The organism is Paenirhizobium cremeum (assembly GCF_022884085.1).
GTDB lineage: Bacteria > Pseudomonadota > Alphaproteobacteria > Rhizobiales > Rhizobiaceae > Allorhizobium > Allorhizobium cremeum.
This window is the reverse complement of the sequence record NZ_JAGGCS010000009.1, coordinates 177,883-194,978: the sequence shown is the minus strand read 5'-3', so window position 1 is coordinate 194,978 and position 17,096 is coordinate 177,883. Positions and strand designations below refer to the sequence as shown.

General features: G+C 63.3%; 21 protein-coding genes. 13 read left to right on the top strand and 8 right to left on the bottom strand.

Features of this window, described 5'->3' with window-relative positions:
- Nucleotides 1–207: 207 nt before the first annotated feature.
- The 3 genes from J5N58_RS17390 to J5N58_RS17380 all read left to right on the top strand — a co-directional run bounded on the left by J5N58_RS17390 (nt 208) and on the right by J5N58_RS17380 (nt 4,082).
- Complete coding sequence (locus tag J5N58_RS17390; protein WP_244711944.1) at nt 208–1,017, top strand: polysaccharide deacetylase family protein; 810 nt, start codon at nt 208–210, stop codon at nt 1,015–1,017.
- Nucleotides 1,018–1,193: 176 nt separating this feature from the next.
- A complete protein-coding gene (locus tag J5N58_RS17385; protein ID WP_244711942.1) occupies nt 1,194–2,666 on the top strand; it encodes a sensor domain-containing diguanylate cyclase in 1,473 nt (490 codons plus the stop codon).
- Nucleotides 2,667–2,792: 126 nt separating this feature from the next.
- Nucleotides 2,793–4,082: an adenylate/guanylate cyclase domain-containing protein gene (locus J5N58_RS17380; RefSeq protein WP_244711939.1), complete on the top strand. Its 1,290-nt coding sequence runs from the start codon at nt 2,793–2,795 to the stop codon at nt 4,080–4,082.
- A 34-nt stretch (nt 4,083–4,116) separates the two neighbouring features.
- Here the strand turns inward: J5N58_RS17380 and J5N58_RS17375 are convergent, their stop codons facing one another.
- Complete coding sequence (locus J5N58_RS17375; RefSeq protein WP_244711937.1) at nt 4,117–5,001, bottom strand: VOC family protein; 885 nt, start codon at nt 4,999–5,001, stop codon at nt 4,117–4,119.
- 309 nt (nt 5,002–5,310) lie between these two features.
- Between J5N58_RS17375 and J5N58_RS17370 the strand changes: the two genes are divergently transcribed.
- Together J5N58_RS17370 and J5N58_RS17365 are read left to right on the top strand one after the other, a co-directional pair.
- Nucleotides 5,311–5,721 (top strand): universal stress protein, encoded by a 411-nt coding sequence (locus J5N58_RS17370; RefSeq protein WP_112830784.1) that lies wholly within the window; start codon nt 5,311–5,313, stop codon nt 5,719–5,721.
- 46 nt (nt 5,722–5,767) lie between these two features.
- On the top strand, nt 5,768–6,088 hold the full coding sequence (locus tag J5N58_RS17365) for a TraR/DksA family transcriptional regulator (RefSeq protein ID WP_113338913.1): 321 nt from the start codon (nt 5,768–5,770) through the stop codon (nt 6,086–6,088).
- Between the two features lie 84 nt (nt 6,089–6,172).
- Here the strand turns inward: J5N58_RS17365 and J5N58_RS17360 are convergent, their stop codons facing one another.
- Nucleotides 6,173–6,556, bottom strand: a complete 384-nt coding sequence (locus J5N58_RS17360) for an MAPEG family protein (RefSeq protein WP_112830786.1) — start codon at nt 6,554–6,556, stop codon at nt 6,173–6,175.
- A 243-nt stretch (nt 6,557–6,799) separates the two neighbouring features.
- Between J5N58_RS17360 and trhA the strand changes: the two genes are divergently transcribed.
- A complete protein-coding gene (gene trhA, locus J5N58_RS17355; protein ID WP_112830787.1) occupies nt 6,800–7,453 on the top strand; it encodes a PAQR family membrane homeostasis protein TrhA in 654 nt (217 codons plus the stop codon).
- Here the strand turns inward: trhA and J5N58_RS17350 are convergent.
- Both J5N58_RS17350 and J5N58_RS17345 read right to left on the bottom strand, forming a co-directional pair.
- Nucleotides 7,443–7,940 carry a hypothetical protein gene (locus tag J5N58_RS17350; RefSeq protein ID WP_244711935.1) on the bottom strand — a complete coding sequence of 166 codons (498 nt, stop codon included), beginning with the start codon at nt 7,938–7,940 and terminating at the stop codon, nt 7,443–7,445. The genes trhA and J5N58_RS17350 overlap by 11 nt on opposite strands.
- A 93-nt stretch (nt 7,941–8,033) precedes the next feature.
- Nucleotides 8,034–8,603 carry a helix-turn-helix domain-containing protein gene (locus J5N58_RS17345; RefSeq protein ID WP_112830789.1) on the bottom strand — a complete coding sequence of 190 codons (570 nt, stop codon included), beginning with the start codon at nt 8,601–8,603 and terminating at the stop codon, nt 8,034–8,036.
- Between the two features lie 26 nt (nt 8,604–8,629).
- Here J5N58_RS17345 and J5N58_RS17340 point away from each other — a divergent pair, with 26 nt between their 5' ends.
- Complete coding sequence (locus J5N58_RS17340) at nt 8,630–9,130, top strand: GNAT family N-acetyltransferase (RefSeq protein WP_112830790.1); 501 nt, start codon at nt 8,630–8,632, stop codon at nt 9,128–9,130.
- On the opposite strand, the gene J5N58_RS17335 is transcribed toward J5N58_RS17340, so the two are convergent.
- Nucleotides 9,081–9,383, bottom strand: coding sequence for a hypothetical protein (locus tag J5N58_RS17335; RefSeq protein ID WP_113442929.1), 303 nt, complete (start codon nt 9,381–9,383; stop codon nt 9,081–9,083). The two genes, J5N58_RS17340 and J5N58_RS17335, sit on opposite strands and share 50 nt — an antisense overlap.
- Before the next feature lie 115 nt (nt 9,384–9,498).
- Nucleotides 9,499–10,236 carry a hypothetical protein gene (locus tag J5N58_RS17330; RefSeq protein ID WP_244711933.1) on the bottom strand — a complete coding sequence of 246 codons (738 nt, stop codon included), beginning with the start codon at nt 10,234–10,236 and terminating at the stop codon, nt 9,499–9,501.
- 152 nt (nt 10,237–10,388) lie between these two features.
- On the opposite strand from J5N58_RS17330, the gene J5N58_RS17325 reads away from it, so the two are divergent.
- The gene (locus J5N58_RS17325) at nt 10,389–11,459 is read left to right on the top strand and encodes a helix-turn-helix domain-containing protein (RefSeq protein ID WP_113442927.1); all 1,071 of its coding nucleotides are present in this window, start codon (nt 10,389–10,391) and stop codon (nt 11,457–11,459) included.
- On the opposite strand, the gene J5N58_RS17320 is transcribed toward J5N58_RS17325, so the two are convergent.
- Both J5N58_RS17320 and msrB read right to left on the bottom strand, forming a co-directional pair.
- On the bottom strand, nt 11,444–11,590 hold the full coding sequence (locus tag J5N58_RS17320; RefSeq protein ID WP_244711931.1) for a hypothetical protein: 147 nt from the start codon (nt 11,588–11,590) through the stop codon (nt 11,444–11,446). The genes J5N58_RS17325 and J5N58_RS17320 overlap by 16 nt on opposite strands.
- A 346-nt stretch (nt 11,591–11,936) precedes the next feature.
- A complete protein-coding gene (msrB, locus tag J5N58_RS17315) occupies nt 11,937–12,347 on the bottom strand; it encodes a peptide-methionine (R)-S-oxide reductase MsrB (protein ID WP_113338980.1) in 411 nt (136 codons plus the stop codon).
- 151 nt (nt 12,348–12,498) lie between these two features.
- Between msrB and J5N58_RS17310 the strand changes: the two genes are divergently transcribed.
- From J5N58_RS17310 to J5N58_RS17290, 5 genes are all read left to right on the top strand, one after another.
- A complete protein-coding gene (locus tag J5N58_RS17310; RefSeq protein WP_113442634.1) occupies nt 12,499–13,083 on the top strand; it encodes a TetR/AcrR family transcriptional regulator in 585 nt (194 codons plus the stop codon).
- A 91-nt stretch (nt 13,084–13,174) separates the two neighbouring features.
- Nucleotides 13,175–13,669: a hypothetical protein gene (locus J5N58_RS17305; protein WP_244711929.1), complete on the top strand. Its 495-nt coding sequence runs from the start codon at nt 13,175–13,177 to the stop codon at nt 13,667–13,669.
- Between the two features lie 214 nt (nt 13,670–13,883).
- A complete protein-coding gene (locus tag J5N58_RS17300) occupies nt 13,884–16,217 on the top strand; it encodes a putative monovalent cation/H+ antiporter subunit A (RefSeq protein ID WP_244711926.1) in 2,334 nt (777 codons plus the stop codon).
- Between the two features lie 49 nt (nt 16,218–16,266).
- Nucleotides 16,267–16,686: a Na+/H+ antiporter subunit B gene (locus tag J5N58_RS17295; protein ID WP_112830795.1), complete on the top strand. Its 420-nt coding sequence runs from the start codon at nt 16,267–16,269 to the stop codon at nt 16,684–16,686.
- Complete coding sequence (locus J5N58_RS17290; RefSeq protein ID WP_244711924.1) at nt 16,686–17,063, top strand: Na+/H+ antiporter subunit C; 378 nt, start codon at nt 16,686–16,688, stop codon at nt 17,061–17,063. The genes J5N58_RS17295 and J5N58_RS17290 overlap by 1 nt, the downstream gene beginning before the upstream one ends.
- Nucleotides 17,064–17,096 lie beyond the last annotated feature (33 nt).

Below are 17,096 nucleotides of genomic sequence, written 5' to 3'. Positions count from 1 at the left end.
TAGGATAATCTTGCCGCAGATCGATAATTTTCTGGCGATCCAGAGGGTTGCGGTCCGGGCTTCCGGATAGCGTTGTGGCCTGTCTCGTCGTCATTTTGGGTAGCGTGCGCCACAATTTCGGCACGCTCCGGGGCGAAGGCTTCGGTCGGTTTCGCAACCTGTCATTTTGTCCGTCCGATTCTCTCCCTCGTTCTTGAAGTCTCGTCCATGTCGTCACCCCTGCGATTGTCCCGCCGCGCCTTCTGCGCCTGTCTTGCCTGCGCTCTTGCGGCCCCGCGCGCTTTGGCGGCAATGCCGGAAGCCGCGTCGGCTGTTCCGTCTGCCGGCCCGGAGGTGTTGAAGGAGACGGTGGAGCCCCGCCTCACCGTCGTAAAAGGCGGCAACCGGGCAGCGCCGCATGTGGCCCTGACGCTCGATGCCTGTTCCGGCCATGTCGACATGCGCATTCTCTCCGTGCTGCTCGAGGGCGAGATCCCTGCCACGATCTTTGTCACGGCCCGCTGGCTGCGCCGCAACGCCGAGGCGCTCGCTCTCCTGAAAAGCCGGTCGGACCTGTTCGAGCTCGAGAACCACGGGCTGAACCATGTCCCGGCGATCGACCGGCCGGGCACCGTCTATGGCATAGCGACGGCGGGCTCGATGGAGGCCGTGGTCGGCGAGGTGGAAAACGGGGCGAAATGGATGGCGAAGGACGGTCTCGATGCGCCGCGCTGGTTTCGTGGCGCCACCGCCCGTTACACGCCCGCCGCCATCGCCGCGATCGAAGCGATGGGATACCGCATCGCCGGCTATTCTCTGAATGCCGATCAGGGCGCCACTCTGCCCGCCGCGGCGGTCGCGAAGCGGATCGCCGCCGCCCGCGACGGCGACGTGATTATCGCCCATGTCAATCATCCCGAGCGCTACTCCGGCGAGGGCGTCGCCCGGGGCATCGAGGCGCTGAAGGCAAAAGGTGCGGTCTTCGTCCGGCTGGATACGCTCGACGGGAAGGAGATCGCCGGGGTGGCGCAGCAGTGACGAGGAGGAGACGGCGCCTCGTGCCGCCGTCCTTGCAGCCGCTTTCGGCCGTTCCGCATCGTCATGGCCCTTGCCGCGCCGGTCAAGACGCGGTTTACCATTCGCCGCTAATACTGTCCGCATAGCCGCATCTGTGCCGGTCGCACTTTTCTTTCAACCTCATTTCAGGAGGTTCAATGCCCGAGGCATTCGATTCCGATATCTTCAATCTCGCCCCGATCGCCATGTGGATCGAGGATTTCAGCGAGGTGAAGGCGCAGTTCGACATCTGGCGTGCCGAGGGCGTCACGGATATTCGAGGCTTTCTGCGGGCGGATGTTTCGCGCATTGCGGAGTGCTCCAGGCGAATCCGGGTGCTGGATGTCAACCGCAAGACGCTGGAGCTTTTCGAGGCAGACGACGTCGATCATCTTCGGGCAAACACGTCGAAGATCTTTCGCGACGACATGCTGGAAACGCACATCAACGAACTGGCCGAGCTTTTCGACGGAAAGCAGGCCTTCTCCAGCGCGACGGTGAACTACACCCTCTCCGGCAGGCGGCTCGATATCCAGCTTCGCGGCGCCGTGCTGCCGGGTTATGAGGACACCCTCGGCAAGCTGCTTCTGACGACGGAGGACATCACCGCCCGGGAAGACGCACGGCGCGCCGAAGTCGCCCAGAGGCTCCAGGCAGAGGGCATCTTCAAGCACTCGCCCGTCTCTCTGTGGATCGAGGATTTCAGCGGCATCAGGGCGTTGATCGAGGACGTTCGCGACCGCGGCATCGTCGATTTCCGGACCTTCATGGACGTTCATCCGGAGTTCGTGCGCCAGTGCATGAGCGAGATCAGCGTCATCGACGTCAACCAGGCGACGCTTGACCTGTTCTGTGCGCCGGACCGGATGACGCTTCTGCAGCGGCAGAACGAGATCTTCCGCGACGATATGGAAAAGCCTTTCCGCGAACAGCTCATGGAGCTCTGGAACGGCAATCTCTACCACCATCGCGAGGTCATCAATTACGCGCTGGACGGCTCGGAGCGCCACATTCTGCTGCATTTCTCGGTTTTTCCCGGTCACGAGAAGGACTGGTCCCGAGTTCAGGTGGCGCTCGCGGACATCACCGCCCGCAAGAAGGCCGAAGCCTATCTCGAATATCTCGGCAAGCACGACGTTCTCACCAAGCTTTACAACCGCGCCTTCTATACGGACGAGATCAACCGGCTGGAAAGAAAGCCGCTGCGGCCGGTTTCGGTCATCATGATCGACCTCAACGGGCTGAAGGAGGCAAACGACCAGCTCGGTCACGATGCCGGCGATGCCCTGCTCAGGCGCTTCGGGGAAATCCTGAACGGCGCCGTCTCGCCGCCCAACCACGCAGCGCGGATCGGCGGCGACGAATTCGCCGTCCTGATGCCGGGGGCCGACGCCAAGGCGGCGGGCGCCATGGTCGATACGATCAACGAACTTTTGAAGATCAACAACCAGTTCTACTCGAACGCTCCGCTCGGCATGTCCCTGGGTGCGGCGACGAGCGAGCCCGGCGAGACCATGGAAGCCGTCGTCAAGCGCGCCGATACGCTGATGTACGAGCAGAAGAAAGCCTATTACGAAGCAAGGGGTATTGTCGGCATGGCGGCCGCAAGGATGGCGAGCAGGGTTTCCTGATGCATGTCGCCGGGCTTCAGCCGGCGGAGACCCTTGTACTTTCCTGCGCGGCGCGAACTGGCGTCTGCCGAAAAGCTTCCTACATGAAGCCGCGCTGTTGAACGAACCTGCGAAGGAACCTGTCCGATGGAATCTCCGGCGCGAAAGCTGACGACGCTGAAGTCGATCTCGGACGCGGAAATCGAGGCCGAGCGCGCCCTGGCGGTGCTCCGGCTCTTTTGCGCGCTGGTGCTGCTGGCGCCTCATTTGCTCGAGCCGCTGCTCGACATTCCCGGGCAGCCGCCCCGCTGGCAGGTGCCGTCCGTGCTTGCGCTTGTGACGCTCTCCCTGAGCGGGCTTTTCTCGCTCTTCCTCATCGGCCTTGGAGAATTCCGAGCCTGGATGCGCTACCTGTTCTCGTTCATGGACGCGGCCATGGTGGCGGCCGTCTGCTATCTGTCTTTAAGCTTCCACCAGCTTTCCGGCGCGTGGATCTTCGCCGCGCCAGGCATCTGGTCCATTCCGCTGCTGCTGACGGTCGGCGCATTGCGCTACCAGCCGGCGATCCAGATCTGGTCGACTTTCCTGTTTTTCATCGCGCTCGTGGCTGTCGCCATGCTGCTTCCGCTGGAGATGGGCGAACAGGCCGCCATACCCGCCGGCGTCTGGGCGCTGTTTTCGCCGCTGCCGTCATTCGCGCGTTTCAGCCTCCTCGTCCTCACCGGGCTTGCCTCCGTCGTGGTGATGTATCGCGCCCGCTCGCTCTTGCGTCGCGCCCAGCAGGCGGCCTATTCCACCGCGGAATTGTCGCGCTTTCTGCCGCCGGAAGTCGTTCCGCTGGTGACCCAGGGCGATGAGTGGCGGCAGGGTCGCAGACAGGTGGTGTCGATCCTCTTCGTCGATATCCGCAATTCGACGCAGATCGCCGAGGGCCTCGATCCCAAGGCGCTGTCGAAGCTGATCCGTTCCTTCCGCTCGATCGTCCAGCGCGCCTCCCAGGCCAATGGCGGCGTGATCGACAAGTTCATCGGCGATGGTGCCATGCTGTTGTTCGGCGTGCCCGATCCATCGGAAGACGATGCGGCAAGGAGCCTGAACTGCGCCCGCGACATTCTGCGGCTGATCGACGAACGCAACGGCTCGGTCGACGACGCCGTCCGGTTCACCGTCGGCATCGGTGTCCACATCGGCAAGGTCTATTGCGGCATCGTCGGTGACGACGCGCGGCGCGAATTCACCGTGATCGGCGATGCCGTCAATGTCGCTTCCCGCATCGAACAGGCGACGAAGCAATTCTCCACCCCGCTGCTCGCCTCCGGCGAGGCCGTCGCGGCGGCGAAGGAGGACGGCCTCTGGGAAGTCGCCAGTTCCGAACCGCTCCGCGGCCGGCAGAAGGCGATCTGCCTGATGGCGCCGAAGGCCGCGGTCCAAGCCTGAGGCATGCGCATGTGCGGCGGGGCGGGAGGCTCCCTCACGCCGCAGCAGTCAGCGTCAGGCCGATGCCCCACGGGTCTTTCAACGCATGGCCCTCAGCGGTGCGGGTCACGGGGATTTCGAGGCTTTCCAGCGTGGCGAGCGCCTTGTCGAGCGCGTTCCTGTCGTTGAAGGTCAGCGAATAGTCCGAAAGGCCGGACATGCCGCCTTCGCGGACGGTGGCGCCGCGGCTGTTCCAGATATTGGCGGCGATGTGATGATGATAGGTCCCGGCGCCGAAGAAGCTTGCGCCCGGATAGGCGGCCATCTTCTTCAGGCCGAGCACGCCCTCGTAGAAACGGTCGGCCTGCGGAATATTGCCGACCTGCAGATGCATGTGGCCGATCGCCGCCCTGTCCGTCATCCCGCCCCAGGCTGTCTTCGGAGCCTTGTCGTAGAGACCCTGCAGGTCGAGAGGCAGCGTCGCCATCTCCACCGTGCCGTCCGACAGGAACCTCCAGTCCCTGACGGGGCGGTCGGCATAGACCTCGATGCCGTTGCCCTCGGGGTCGGAGAGATAGATCGCCTCGCTCACCAGATGGTCGGAGGCGCCGTCGAGGCGCACGCCATGTGCCACGGCATGGGCGAGCCAGTGGCCGAGTTCGTTGCGGTCGGGCAGCAGGAAGGCGGTGTGGAACAGGCCGGCGGCGTTGCGCGGGGCGCGCTGCACATTGCCGCCGGTCGTCAGCGTCAGCAGCGGCTTGCCGCCCGCGCCGAGCACCGCGCCGCTCGCCGTCTGCTCGATGACCCGCAGGCCGAGCATGGTCTTGTAGAACTGTTTCACCCGGTCGAGATCGCCCACCACCAGATGGCTCCGGCCCACATGCACCGGTCGGGTAAGCGCAAAGCTCGGGGTTTTGTCTGCCGCAAGCGTGTCTGCCATGGAAATCTCCTTCGGATCGCCGCCGCTTCGGCTTTCGGCCAAGCGCTTTCGCACCGGTCTCGCCGCCGGCGGTCGGGCCGCGCCGCCGATCCTTTTCCTCATCTCTGCCCGGCGTTAATATGGAGATGTCGCATCGTTCACGAAAGGCTGAATAAAGTGGATTTATCGTTCGACGATTGTTGACGATGACTGTTTTCTTTGTCCGGCGAAAAATTGATCCTGATCAATGCGGGAAGGGCCGCGGCGACCCATGTTACGGACAAAGAGAGGAAACGCGGCGGGGACGGTCGCAGGTCAAAGGAGAAAGTCATGTACAAGAAAATTATTGTTCCGGTGGATTGCGGACAGCTCGACAAGGGCGAGAAGATCCTGCGCAAGGCCGCTTCGCTGCTCGATGCCGGTGGTGAGATTATTCTGCTGACCGTGGTCGAGGACATGCCGGGTTATCTCGCCATCGACCTGCCGGTCGACGTCATCGAAGGCGCGATCAAGGACGGCAAGGCCAAGCTCGTCGAGATCAAGGAAAAGACCGGCATCGACGCCCGTGTCGAGATCCGTTCGGGCGCGCCGGCCCGCGAAATCCTGGCGGCTGCCGGCGAACACGGCGCGGATCTCATCATCATCGCCTCGCATATTCCGGATCTCGCCAACTATTTCATCGGCGCCACCGCCGACCGCGTCGTCCGTCACGCAAAATGCTCGGTTCTGGTTGACCGCTGAGCGGCCGGCCCTCAGACTGCCATAGAAGAACAAGGAAACACCCGGGATGGACACCGCAAGATACGAACAGATCCTGAAGGACAGGCAGCAGGAGATCCTGGCCCGCCTGCAAAAGATCGACACCGATCTTGGCCGGCCCCGGGACCAGGACAGCGAGGAGCAGGCCACCGAGGCCGAGAACGACGAGGTTCTCGAGGAGTTCGGCGAGGTCGGCGAAAAGGAACTGAAGGCGATCGATGCGGCGCTTGAGCGCCTCGCCAAGGGCACCTTCGGCATTTGCGTCAAATGCGGCCAGCCGATTTCCGAACAGCGCCTCGCAGCCGTGCCCTACACGCCCTTCTGCCAGGAATGCGCCTCCGGCAAATAAGACATCCGGCCCGTCTCCATTTCTTGGAGGCGGGCCGGTTTCAAATGATCCCGTCAAATCGTTTCGCCTTCGTCAGGTCGGTCCTCAAGGCATCTTGAGCAATGCGCCGATGGTGCCGCCGACGAGCAGCACGAGGCCGATCAGGGTGGTGAGTGCCGCGCCCGGCCCGCGTTTCCTGGCGTCGGAGTAATATTCCGTGGCATAGAGGGCACGCGCCGCCGTCCAGCAAAGGCCGAGCAGCCCGGCCACGGCATCCGAGGTATAGGTGCCGAACAGCCAGAGTGCCGGCAGGAACAGCACCAGCTGTTCCGCGGTGTTCTGCTGCACCCGGAAAACCCGCTCGAAATCGAGATTGCCGGACACCTTGGGCGCTTCGACGCCGAACTGCTTGCGCGCGCGCGCCACCTTCACCATGAACCAGACATAGGTAATCAGCGCCGCGAATGTGGCGAGCACGGTGAAACGCATGGCGTCGATCCTCGAAAAACAGCCGGAACGGCGAGGAATTTTTAGGTTAAACCGAAACGCTCCGCAAGGCGCGGGCACGCTCTGGCGATTGCCGCCTGACAAGGCGGGGGAAAGGCGCGGGGCGCGCCGGCGCGATCACGGAGTATTCCACCTCCGCCCGAAGGTTGACTTGTCCGGTGCCTTAAATTCGCTCATGATCTGATCGATGGCATGCAAGATGAAACATCAGGAAGTCCCGCGTCGATGACCGATCAGTTCCGCTTCGGGCGGCCCTACGATTTTCACGAACTGGTGGCCGATGGCATTGTCCACGCCGTCGGCGTGGTTTTCGCGCTGGTCGGTGCTACCGCGCTGATTTTCTATGCGACGGTCTGGTCTTCCCATGCGGAAATGGCCGCGGCCTGGATCTATGGCCTCGGCCTCGTCATCGCGCTCGGCGTTTCCTGCACCTACAACATGTGGCCGCATTCGCGCACCAAGTGGATACTGCGCCGTTTCGACCATTCGGCGATCTTCGTGCTGATTGCAGCCACCTATACGCCGTTCCTGGTCAAGGGTTCGGATGACTGGCGCATCATGGCGCTGCTCGGCGCGGTCTGGCTCACGGGCGTCATCGGCATCTGGCTGAAGTGTCGCTATCCCGGCCGCTACGACCGGCTGGCGATCCTGCTTTATCTCGCCATGGGCTGGAGCGGCGCCATCGCCCTGGGCCCGATTTCCAAGATCCTGCCCGGCATCACCATCACCCTCATCCTCGCCGGCGGCATCCTTTATTCGGCCGGCGTGATCTTCCACGTCTGGGAGCGCCTGCGCTTCCAGAACGCCATCTGGCATGGCTTCGTGCTCACCGCCGCGATGGTGCATTACTCGGCGGTGTTTACGGCGATCACTCTCTGAGGTTTCGCCAGCCTTCTGCTGATCCGGGAGGCATGTGGGAGCCGAAACGGAATGCGGCTGTGGTTATGGTCAGCATCAACAGGATGGTGAAGCAGCCGTTCAGGACCATCTCCAAGAGGAATGAGCTTGTCTTGATGAGCAAGGTTTCGTCGAAGGGCATGATCCATGCTGCGAAAGATACGGCGAGGAAAAGGATGGTCAGCACGATGTGAGGCGATAGCATGACGGCCGAGATCCGCCAGCACTCGCCCCATTTTGCGAGGCGCCCTTGACCTCTGCGGAAATACGCCCCCGCCACGATTCCGCTGCCAATGGTCACGCTTATGAGCATGCCCGGCAGCTCGATACGGATGATGTCGAAATAGAAAAACAGGACGAACACGGCGGCTGCGGCGATGTTGAATGCGAACGATATCGCCAGGTAACGAATGATGAGCGGCACGGTTAAGCTCGACAACGAAATCTCCACCGGAAAATAGATAATCAAACAGAGACAACCTGAAGATGATTCTCCTGCGCATTCAAGGGGGTTGGATGGCGAGGATGTTTTTCTGCGTCGTCAGGGAAGCCGGTGCTCCCTTCACCGCCCCTTGAGCAGCACCACCGCGTATCGGCAGGCTTCGCTGCTCTCGTTCACGAAAGCGCAGTCGGCGGGCGGGCCGAGCGCCAGACAGTCTCCCGCAGCGATGTGGTGGCGCGCCTCTCCCTCGAGGAAGACGAGGCTGCCTTCCTGCACCCAGATCATCTGCCGGAGGAAGGCGAAGGCCGCTGCATCGTAGGGAACCCTGGCGCCGGCCGGCAGGGAAACCTCGACGATTTCGAGCGGCATGTCGACAGCAGGTGAAACCTGCCGCCGCACATAGCCTGTTTCAGGATCGGTCCACACCGGCTGGTCCTGCGCCCGGGAAAGCCGCCTGCCATTGGCTTCGGCCCGCGCAATCAGGGTGGAGACGCTGAGCGACAAGGCACCGGCGAGCTTGCCGAGAAAGGCGGCCGTCGGGCTGCTCTCGCCTCGCTCCACCTTGTTTATCATCGCGCGGGAAACGCCGGCCCGTTCGGCAAGGTCGCTCAGCGACCAGTTGCGCGCGGTGCGTTCAGCGCGGATTCTTTCCCCTAGACAGCGGTCGAAATCGTCTGATAAATTGGACATATCGTCAATATAGTGGACAATATTCCATGCCGCAACCCGTTCTCATCCGTGATGCCGTCGAGGCCGATCTCCCGGCGATCCGCGACATCTACAATCATGCGGTCGAGCACACGACCGCGATCTGGAACGATGTGCTGATCGACGTCGACAATCGCCGTGCCTGGCTGGAACTGCGCCGTGCGAAGGGCTTTCCGGTTCTGGTGGCGGAAAGGGACGGCAAGGTGGCGGGCTACGCCTCCTATGGCGATTGGCGCGCCTTCGACGGCTATCGCCACACCGTCGAGCATTCCGTCTATGTCGACAAGGATTGCCGTGGCGCGGGCATCGGCAAAAAGCTGATGCTGGAACTGATCGCGCGGGCGAAAGCCGCCGGCATGCATGTGATGATCGCCGCGATCGAGGCGGAGAACACGCCGTCCATTGCCCTGCACGAGCGCCTTGGCTTCCGCCTCGTCGGCATTCACCGGGAAGTCGGCATCAAGTTCGGCCGCTGGCTCGATCTGGCCGCGATGGAACTGAGGCTGTAAAGCTTTCGAAGGCGCCAAGATCGCGTCTGCCCTCGTAGCGCCGCATCTCCGGCGCCTTGCCCGTGTTGCGGCGGTAGTGCCAGCGCGCATAGACGAGGAAGGCCGGCAGGCTTGCCGGCCAGAGGAAGCTTGCGGCAAGCCCCAGAATGCGGGCGCTGTCCCAGCGGTTGCCGTTCGCCATGCCCTCGACATAGGTCAACCCCATGAAGAGCGCGGCGGGCAAAAGCCAGAGAATGAGCGCGAGCGAGGACATTGCGCAATTACCGACAAAACGAATCAATCTTTCTGAGATTACTCCGGAAATATGGCGTTTTGGCAAGCTCTGTTTGCGACGCACAATGCGGTTGCGACGCACAATCGCGACCGGCCTATTCGATGCGGGCGCGCAGCATGTCGCCGCGGATGAGGATCGCCGGCTTTGCGCCGGGCGTATTCGGCAGGGCGCTGTCGACGAAAGAGGCCGTGGCCTCCACCAGATAGCTGACCGCCGTTGGCTGCAGGAAGCGCAGCGTCGCGTCGAGCATCTTGCCGGAAATCGCGATCGTTTCGTTGTGCATGATCCGCTTGAAGGTGATCCGCGCCCTCAGTGCCGCGCCTGAGATCGTCAGGTTTTCCGCATGCCCGTCGAGGCTGATATCGCCGGCGTCGCTGCGGATGTCGACGGCGGAGAAATCGCCGTCGAGCCGGGTGCGCGCGGCCTTCTGGTCGATGATGACAGCAGCCCCCGGCCGAATGTTGGCGGCAAGCTCCATGGTGCAGTCCGACCAGTCGAAGACGCGCGGCGAACGGCCGACATCGACGATCAGCGTATCTCCGTCGATGCGCATCGCCCCCCGCGCCGGGCAGGCATCGGAAAACCAGCCGGAGCGCCAGATCGCGCCCCAGCCGTGGCGCTCGCCCCTCAGCTCGGCGATATGCGGGCCTTGCGCGCCGGTGGAAATGCGGATGTCGCTTGCCGATCCCTCGACGCGGATCGTCGAGACCTTCGAAAGGTCGACGGGGCCGGCGAGGCTGTCGCGCGTGGAAACGAAGGCGACGGCGCCGTCGATCAGGGCGAGCGCGATAATCGTGCCGGCGACGGAGAGGAGGGCGGTTCGGATTTTCATGGGAGTGCTCCTTTGGACCTGGGGATGTCCTTATCGAGCATGCCGGTTGTCCTGGCCGCGACCTCGATCGCGTTTCAGGTCGACCTCGAACGCGCTTTCGGGCCATATGGGGATATCAGACCGAATTCGTCACACCCGCCGACCCCGCGCCCATGATCTTCGTACCGCTGTCCTTTGCCGTCTCGCTTTTCCTCCTGGCCTTTCTCGTGCGGCTGCTGCTGCAGGGGCGGGAAAGCCTTGGCCGCAATCATCTCTTCGTCCTGCTGGTCGCGCTTTACGTGGTGCAGACGGTGCTGGTCGGCCTGCGCTGGGGCTATGGCGTGACCGCCATCCTGCCGATCCTGTCGCTTTTTGCGAGCCTCGTGCCGCCGCTCACCTATCTTGCCTTCCGCGATCTTGCCCGCGAGGAGGGGAACGGCCTTTCCCCCCGAGACTGGCCGCATCTGATGCCGACGCTCGTGCTGGCCGTCCTGCTCGTCGTCTGGCGCGATCTGATCGACCTGCTGATTATCGGCGAGTTCCTGGGCTACGGGATGCGGCTCGCCTGGCTCGCCCGTCTCGGCACCGACGGGCTCGTGGCCTCGCGTCTCGACGGTTCGCTCCGCTCGCATCGCTCTCTGGTGCTGGCGGCGCTGACGCTCATGTCGTCGGCCCTGACGGACATCGGCATCAGCCTCGACATGGCGTTCGGCGGCGGCCGCCATTCCGCCGCGGTGGTCTCGGCCGCGACCACCGTCATCCTGCTCCTGCTCGGGATTGCCGCCGTCGTCGCCGGCGGCGAAGAGGGGGCGGGCGGAGAGGAGGAGGCATCGCCTGTAGACGAAGTCAGGGCATATTCCCCGACACCGGAGGTTTCCGGCGCGGACGGGGAAGTCGCGGCCGGTCTCGACCGGCTGATCCGCGAGCGGCGCCTTTATGCCGATGCCGGCCTCAATCTCGGCAAGCTCGCCCGCCGCATGGGCCTGCCGGCCCGCGCCGTTTCCCATGCGGTCAATCGCGTCCACGGCATGAGCGTTTCGCAATACGTCAACAATTTCCGCATTGCCGAGGCCTGCCGGCTTCTCGCGGAAACCGACATGCCGGTCACCCGCATCGTCTTCGAGGCGGGCTTCATGACCAAATCGAATTTCAACCGGGAATTCCTGCGGGTAACGGGAACGAACCCCACGCGCTGGCGCGGGGAAAAGGCCGCCGCCATTTGTGCGGATCAGCCGCCGAAATAGTTGAAATAGGCCCAGACCAGCACGAAGACCGCGATAACGCCGGCGGCGATCAGCGCTTTCTTCAGGCCCGGCGGCACCTTCTTCGGTTCCTTCGGCTTCTGCGGTTTCCTGAATTCGACGACATTGCTCACGCGGATGATTCCCTTGGATGCTGTGGCGCGGAACTTAGAGCAATTCCAGCAAAAGTGGGAACCGGTTTTGCGTTCGCAAATGCGTAAAACAAAGAAATAAAGCATGTCGCGCAAAAGTGCGAAGCGGTTTTATGGGGTAGCGGGGACGCGAGGGGGTGGGGTGTTTCCGGCTCTGCTGCAATGGAGTTTTCTACGATAAGCCATTCGCTTGCGGCTTCACCCCCTGTGCCCGGCAGGGCAGAGGGGGTATTCGCAGAATGTCGCAGCTTGTGTCACCGCTTCCGCAACGGCTCGACCTATGTAAGCCTTTGCGTGATCGATACCCATCACCGCCCTCTCACAACCGTCAAGCCTCAGGTTCGAACACCATCGAATGACCGTTGATGCAGTAGCGCAGGCCGGTCGGCTTCGGGCCGTCGGGGAAGACGTGGCCGAGATGGCCGCCGCAATTGGCGCAGCGGATTTCCGTCCGCACCATGCCGTAGGAGGCATCGCGGTGTTCGGTGACAGCACCGGGCTTCACCGGCTCGAAATAGCTCGGCCAGCCGCAGCCGGCGTCGAACTTGGTGTCGGAATAAAACAGCGGCTCGTCGCAGGCCGCGCAGCGGTAGAGGCCTTTTTCGAACGAGTTCCAGTAGGGTCCGGTGAAGGCCCGCTCGGTGCCGTGCTCGCGCAGGATTCGGTATTGCTCCGGCGTCAGCTGCTCGCGCCACTCGGCTTCGGACTTCTCGATCTTCGGCTTGACGGGATCTGCCATGGTCATCTCCTTGTTCTCCCCCTAGATAGGACGCCGATCCATCCGCGGCAATGCTGGTGATACCCTCGCCCCCGGCATGTCGGCCGGGCATGGCCGCCGACCTGGTTCCGACAGGATTGACAATCTACCTATCGATAGGTAGGTATGTTCCATGAGCAATCTCTCCACCACCTCCGACGACATTCTTCGCTGTGCCCGCAAGCTTATCATTGAAGGGGGCTATAACGGCTTCAGCTATGCCGATATCGCCGATGTCGTCGGCATCCGCAAGGCCAGCATCCATCATCACTTCCCCGCCAAATCCGATCTGGTTCGCGCCCTGGTCGCGCGTTATCGCGAGGAGATGGAGGCGGGGGTCGCCGCGCTCGAACGCGAAGTGACGGACCCCGCCGCGCAATTGCGCGCCTATGCCGGATACTGGCGGGCCTGCATCGTCGATGACACCGAACCTTTTTGCGTCTGCGCCCTGCTGGCGTCCCAGATCCCGGTCCTTCCGGAGGATGTTGTCGTGGAGGTGAGAGCCCACTTCCGCGGCCTGTCACGCTGGCTCGCCTCGGTGCTGCGTCGGGGCGGCGAGCAGGGCGTCATCGCGCTTTCCGCGCCCGCCGAGGCGGAGGCCGAGGTTTTCATGGCCACGGTTCACGGCGCCATGCTGTCGGCCCGCGCCTATGGCGATCCGGCCGTCTTCGGGGCGATCGTCGATCCCTTGCTTCTGCGTCTCGAAGCGCGCGGCTGATGCCGCGCGGCGCAATCGTTTTTGTCGTATTTACCTACCGACTGATAGGTAGGTCGAAATCCCGTTTCGAAACCCTTGAAAGGATCTCTGCATGTTCGGTATCTCCCCGCTCGGCTGGCTGCATACGCTCGGCAGCCTGCCCGCCATCCCCGTCGCCTTCTATATGTTCGCCTGCTATGGGCGCATTGTACCCCGCTCCATTCCGGGCGGCATCTATTTCGTCTCGATGCTGATCGGCGCCGCCACGGTGGTTCTCGTCGCTCACCAGCCGGTCAGCTACGTCATCGGCCTCATCACCGCCTTGCTGGTGCTTGCCGGTTACGGAGTGGGGCGGCTGCCGGTTCCTCCGCGCTTGGCGCGCTATGTCGAGACCGTCTGTCTCAGCCTGTCCGCCTTCTTCCTGATGGTGCCCACGGTGAGCGAAACCCTCCGGCGGGTGCCTGACGGGCATCCCTTCGTTACCGCGCTCGATGCGCCGCTTCTTCTCGGTTTCCAGGCCGGCTTGCTCGTCCTTCTCGTGGTCGGCCTTTCGGCGCAGATAATCCACCTGCGCCGAAAGGGGACGGCGCGCGGCTTGGTCGAGTAGCCGCCGGACAAGGGCGGCGGGTCGTCCTGCACGGCGCCCCGCCATGCGCGCCATGGTCCCCGTCGCGTGCGTTCAAATCATCTTGAAGGTGTTGTCCGTCGGTTTTTTCCTGTCTTTTTCCGAACTTGCTTGAGGCCGCCGGCCATTTATCCTAACAACGGACGCATCGAAGATGTCGGGGGATCGGGCTGCGGGAAGCGGCAGGGGAGTATTGATGACAGGAGACGGGGCTGCCCTGACCTTTCTTGCCATGGCCCTGCCGTTTGTGGCTGCGCTTCTTGCCCCGCTTGTCGTGCGCCGACTGGGAGCCAATGCCGCGTGGCTCATTGCGCTCGCTCCGCTGGCCGTGTTTGTCCATCTCCTCGGCTTTTTGCCGGAGATCGCCAGGGGCGAGGTCGTCACCGGCGGCTATGCCTGGGTGCCGAGCCTGAACCTCAGCTTCTCCTGGTTTCTCGACGGCCTGTCGCTTACCTTCGCGCTGCTGATAACCGGCATCGGCACGCTGATCGTGCTCTATGCCGGCGGCTATATGAAAGGCCATCCGCAGCAGGGACGCTTCTTCTCCTTCATCCTCATGTTCATGGGCGCCATGCTCGGCGTCGTGATGTCGGACAGCTTCCTGATGCTCTTCGTCTTCTGGGAACTGACCTCGATCACCTCCTTCCTGCTGATCGGTTTCGATCATCAGCGGGAAGCGTCGCGCCGGGCGGCGCTGCAGGCGATGGTGGTGACGGGCGGCGGCGGGCTTGCTCTGCTGGCCGGTCTGATTTTCATCTGGAACATCACCGGCGTCACCCAGCTTTCCCTTCTGGTTCACACCGGCGATCTCCTGCGCGCAAGCCCGTTTTATGTCACCGCGCTTTTCCTCGTGCTGGGCGGCGCCTTCACCAAGTCGGCGCAGTTTCCTTTCCATTTCTGGCTGCCCAACGCAATGGAAGCGCCGACCCCGGTTTCCGCCTACCTGCATTCGGCGACCATGGTGAAGGCCGGCGTCTATCTCCTGATGCGGCTCAATCCGGTCATGGGCGCAACGCCCGCCTGGGAAATCCTCCTGCCGTTCTTCGGCGGCATCACGCTGCTCGTCGGCGCGCTGCTCGCCATCCGCCAGACCGACCTCAAGCTGATGCTGGCCTACACCACCGTCGCCTCGCTCGGCCTTCTGGTTCTGCTGACCGGCTTCGGCTCGCCCTATGCTGTCGAGGCCGCCGTCCTTTATCTGGTCGCCCATTCGCTGTTCAAGGGCGCGCTCTTCATGGTCGCCGGCATTGTCGATCACGAGGCGGGCACCCGCGAGGTGACGAAGCTCGGCGGACTGCGCGCCGCGATGCCGATCACCTTCGCCGCAGCCCTTCTTGCCGCCGTCTCCATGGCCGGCCTGCCGCCCTTCTTCGGCTTTCTCGCCAAGGAGGAGATCTATGCGGCGCTGGCGGGGTCCGGCCCGCGCGCCATGCTCTTCGCGCTTGCTGCGATCCTCGGTAATGCCCTGATGTTCGCCATCGCCTTCGCCGTCGCCTTGAAGCCTTTCCTCGGGCCGAAGGTGGAAACGCCGAAACACGCCCATGAGGGGCCGCTTCTTCTGTGGTTCGGGCCGCTGCTCCTGTCGCTTGCCGGCCTTGCGGCGGCGGTCTTTTCGGGTCCGTGGCATCGGGCGGTTTCCTCCCCCATGGCCAGCGCCGTGGCGGGGACGGCAAAGGCCGTGACGATCGATCTCGTGCCGCATCCCGGCCTGCCGCTCGCGCTTTCCGGGGCGACGGTCGCCCTCGGCATTCTCGTCTATCTCGGCCTTTCCCGCGCCCGCCTTGCGATGGAGCGCCTGCTCGATATTCTCGGCCCCGGTCCGGACCGCGGTTTCGATGCCTTCATTCGCGGCCTCGTGCGCCTTTCCTTTCAGGTGACGCGCGTGATCCAGAACGGCCGGCTGGATGTCTACGTGACCTTTACCTTCGCGCTGCTGGCTCTGGTGCTTCTCGCGCCGCCCGTCCTCTTCGATGAATTGCCGAAGCTGCCGGTCTGGCCGGCGGATGCGCGGTTCCATGAACTCGCCTTCTTCGCCATCGCCGTCATCGGCCTTTTTGCCGTGCTGCGGGTGAACGACCGGCTGACGGCGATCGTCTCGCTCGGCATCCAGGGCTTCGCGGTGGCCATCATCTATCTGCTGTTCGGCGCGCCCGACCTGTCCTTCACCCAGTTCATGGTCGAAACGCTTTCTGTGGTCATCCTGGCGCTGGTGATGACGCGGCTGCGGCTTTCGCCGGCCGATCCCCGCACCCTGCTCGAACGTGTCGTCGACGGCACGATTGCGGTTGCCTGCGGCCTCGGCTTCTCGATGCTGCTGTTGAAGTCGACGGAAGTCCCCTTCGATGCGGTGCTCACCGATTTCTTCAATACCTATTCCAAGGTGATCGCCCACGGCGCCAACGTCGTGAACGTCATTATCGTCGATTTCCGCGGCACGGACACTCTGGGCGAAATTGCCGTGGTGATGATTACCGGCCTTGCGATCCTGGCGCTGATCCGCATCCGGGTCGCTCCGAAGGGAGGCAAGTGATGACGATCGTTCCTTGTCTCTCTCCGGCGTGCTTTTACGGAGGCCACGCATGAATACGGTCATCTTCCGCACCTTCGCCCCCTTCGTCACCGCGCTGATGCTGCTGTTTTCGGTTTTCGTCCTGCTGCGCGGCCATAACGAGCCGGGCGGGGGCTTTATCGGCGGCCTGATCGCCGCCTCGGGATTTGCGATCTACGGTATTGCTTTCGGCGTGCAGGCGGTGCGCCGCGCGCTCTTCTTCCACCCGCTGTCGATTGCCGGCGCCGGCCTGTTGCTGTCGACGCTGTCCGGCCTGATCTCGGCGCCCTTCGGCATGCCCTTCATGACGGGGCTGTGGATCTATCCCGAAATCCTCGGCGTCGAGGTGCCGCTCGCCACGGTGATGTCCTTCGATGTCGGCGTCTATCTGGTCGTCGTCGGCGCGATCACCTCCATCGCGCTCGCGCTGGAAGAAAGGGGGCTGGACTGATGGAAGCGCTGCTCTGCGGCCTCGTCGGCATCTTCTTTGCCGCGGCCTTTTACCTGCTGATGTCGAAGCATGTCGTGCGCATCCTGCTCGGCGTCGCCATCCTCGGCAATGCGGTGAACCTCATGCTGTTCACCGCCGGCCGCCTGACCCGCGAAGTGCCGCCGATCATTCCGGCCGGTGCCGATGCGCTGCCCGTCGGTGCCGCCAATCCCCTGCCGCAGGCCCTCATCCTGACGGCGATCGTCATTTCCTTTTCCTTCTTCTGCTTCCTGCTGGTGCTTGCCTATCGCGCCTATGAGGATCTCGGAACCGACGACACCGATGACATGCGCGTCGCCGAACCGAAGGGCGAACCGCTGCCGCCGCTGGGGTATTGATGATGAATTCTGCGAAGATGTTGCCGCGCTCGG

Excerpts from the sequence above, each read along its gene's own strand:
- J5N58_RS17390 (WP_244711944.1), top strand. The coding sequence starts at position 208 with ATGTCGTCACCCCTGCGATTGTCCCGCCGCGCCTTCTGCGCCTGTCTT.
- J5N58_RS17385 (WP_244711942.1), top strand. The coding sequence starts at position 1,194 with ATGCCCGAGGCATTCGATTCCGATATCTTCAATCTCGCCCCGATCGCC.
- J5N58_RS17380 (WP_244711939.1), top strand. The coding sequence starts at position 2,793 with ATGGAATCTCCGGCGCGAAAGCTGACGACGCTGAAGTCGATCTCGGAC.
- J5N58_RS17375 (WP_244711937.1), bottom strand. The coding sequence starts at position 5,001 with ATGGCAGACACGCTTGCGGCAGACAAAACCCCGAGCTTTGCGCTTACC.
- J5N58_RS17370 (WP_112830784.1), top strand. The coding sequence starts at position 5,311 with ATGTACAAGAAAATTATTGTTCCGGTGGATTGCGGACAGCTCGACAAG.
- J5N58_RS17365 (WP_113338913.1), top strand. The coding sequence starts at position 5,768 with ATGGACACCGCAAGATACGAACAGATCCTGAAGGACAGGCAGCAGGAG.
- J5N58_RS17360 (WP_112830786.1), bottom strand. The coding sequence starts at position 6,556 with ATGCGTTTCACCGTGCTCGCCACATTCGCGGCGCTGATTACCTATGTC.
- trhA (WP_112830787.1), top strand. The coding sequence starts at position 6,800 with ATGACCGATCAGTTCCGCTTCGGGCGGCCCTACGATTTTCACGAACTG.
- J5N58_RS17345 (WP_112830789.1), bottom strand. The coding sequence starts at position 8,603 with ATGTCCAATTTATCAGACGATTTCGACCGCTGTCTAGGGGAAAGAATC.
- J5N58_RS17340 (WP_112830790.1), top strand. The coding sequence starts at position 8,630 with ATGCCGCAACCCGTTCTCATCCGTGATGCCGTCGAGGCCGATCTCCCG.
- J5N58_RS17335 (WP_113442929.1), bottom strand. The coding sequence starts at position 9,383 with ATGTCCTCGCTCGCGCTCATTCTCTGGCTTTTGCCCGCCGCGCTCTTC.
- J5N58_RS17330 (WP_244711933.1), bottom strand. The coding sequence starts at position 10,236 with ATGAAAATCCGAACCGCCCTCCTCTCCGTCGCCGGCACGATTATCGCG.
- J5N58_RS17325 (WP_113442927.1), top strand. The coding sequence starts at position 10,389 with ATGATCTTCGTACCGCTGTCCTTTGCCGTCTCGCTTTTCCTCCTGGCC.
- msrB (WP_113338980.1), bottom strand. The coding sequence starts at position 12,347 with ATGGCAGATCCCGTCAAGCCGAAGATCGAGAAGTCCGAAGCCGAGTGG.
- J5N58_RS17310 (WP_113442634.1), top strand. The coding sequence starts at position 12,499 with ATGAGCAATCTCTCCACCACCTCCGACGACATTCTTCGCTGTGCCCGC.
- J5N58_RS17305 (WP_244711929.1), top strand. The coding sequence starts at position 13,175 with ATGTTCGGTATCTCCCCGCTCGGCTGGCTGCATACGCTCGGCAGCCTG.
- J5N58_RS17300 (WP_244711926.1), top strand. The coding sequence starts at position 13,884 with ATGACAGGAGACGGGGCTGCCCTGACCTTTCTTGCCATGGCCCTGCCG.
- J5N58_RS17295 (WP_112830795.1), top strand. The coding sequence starts at position 16,267 with ATGAATACGGTCATCTTCCGCACCTTCGCCCCCTTCGTCACCGCGCTG.
- J5N58_RS17290 (WP_244711924.1), top strand. The coding sequence starts at position 16,686 with ATGGAAGCGCTGCTCTGCGGCCTCGTCGGCATCTTCTTTGCCGCGGCC.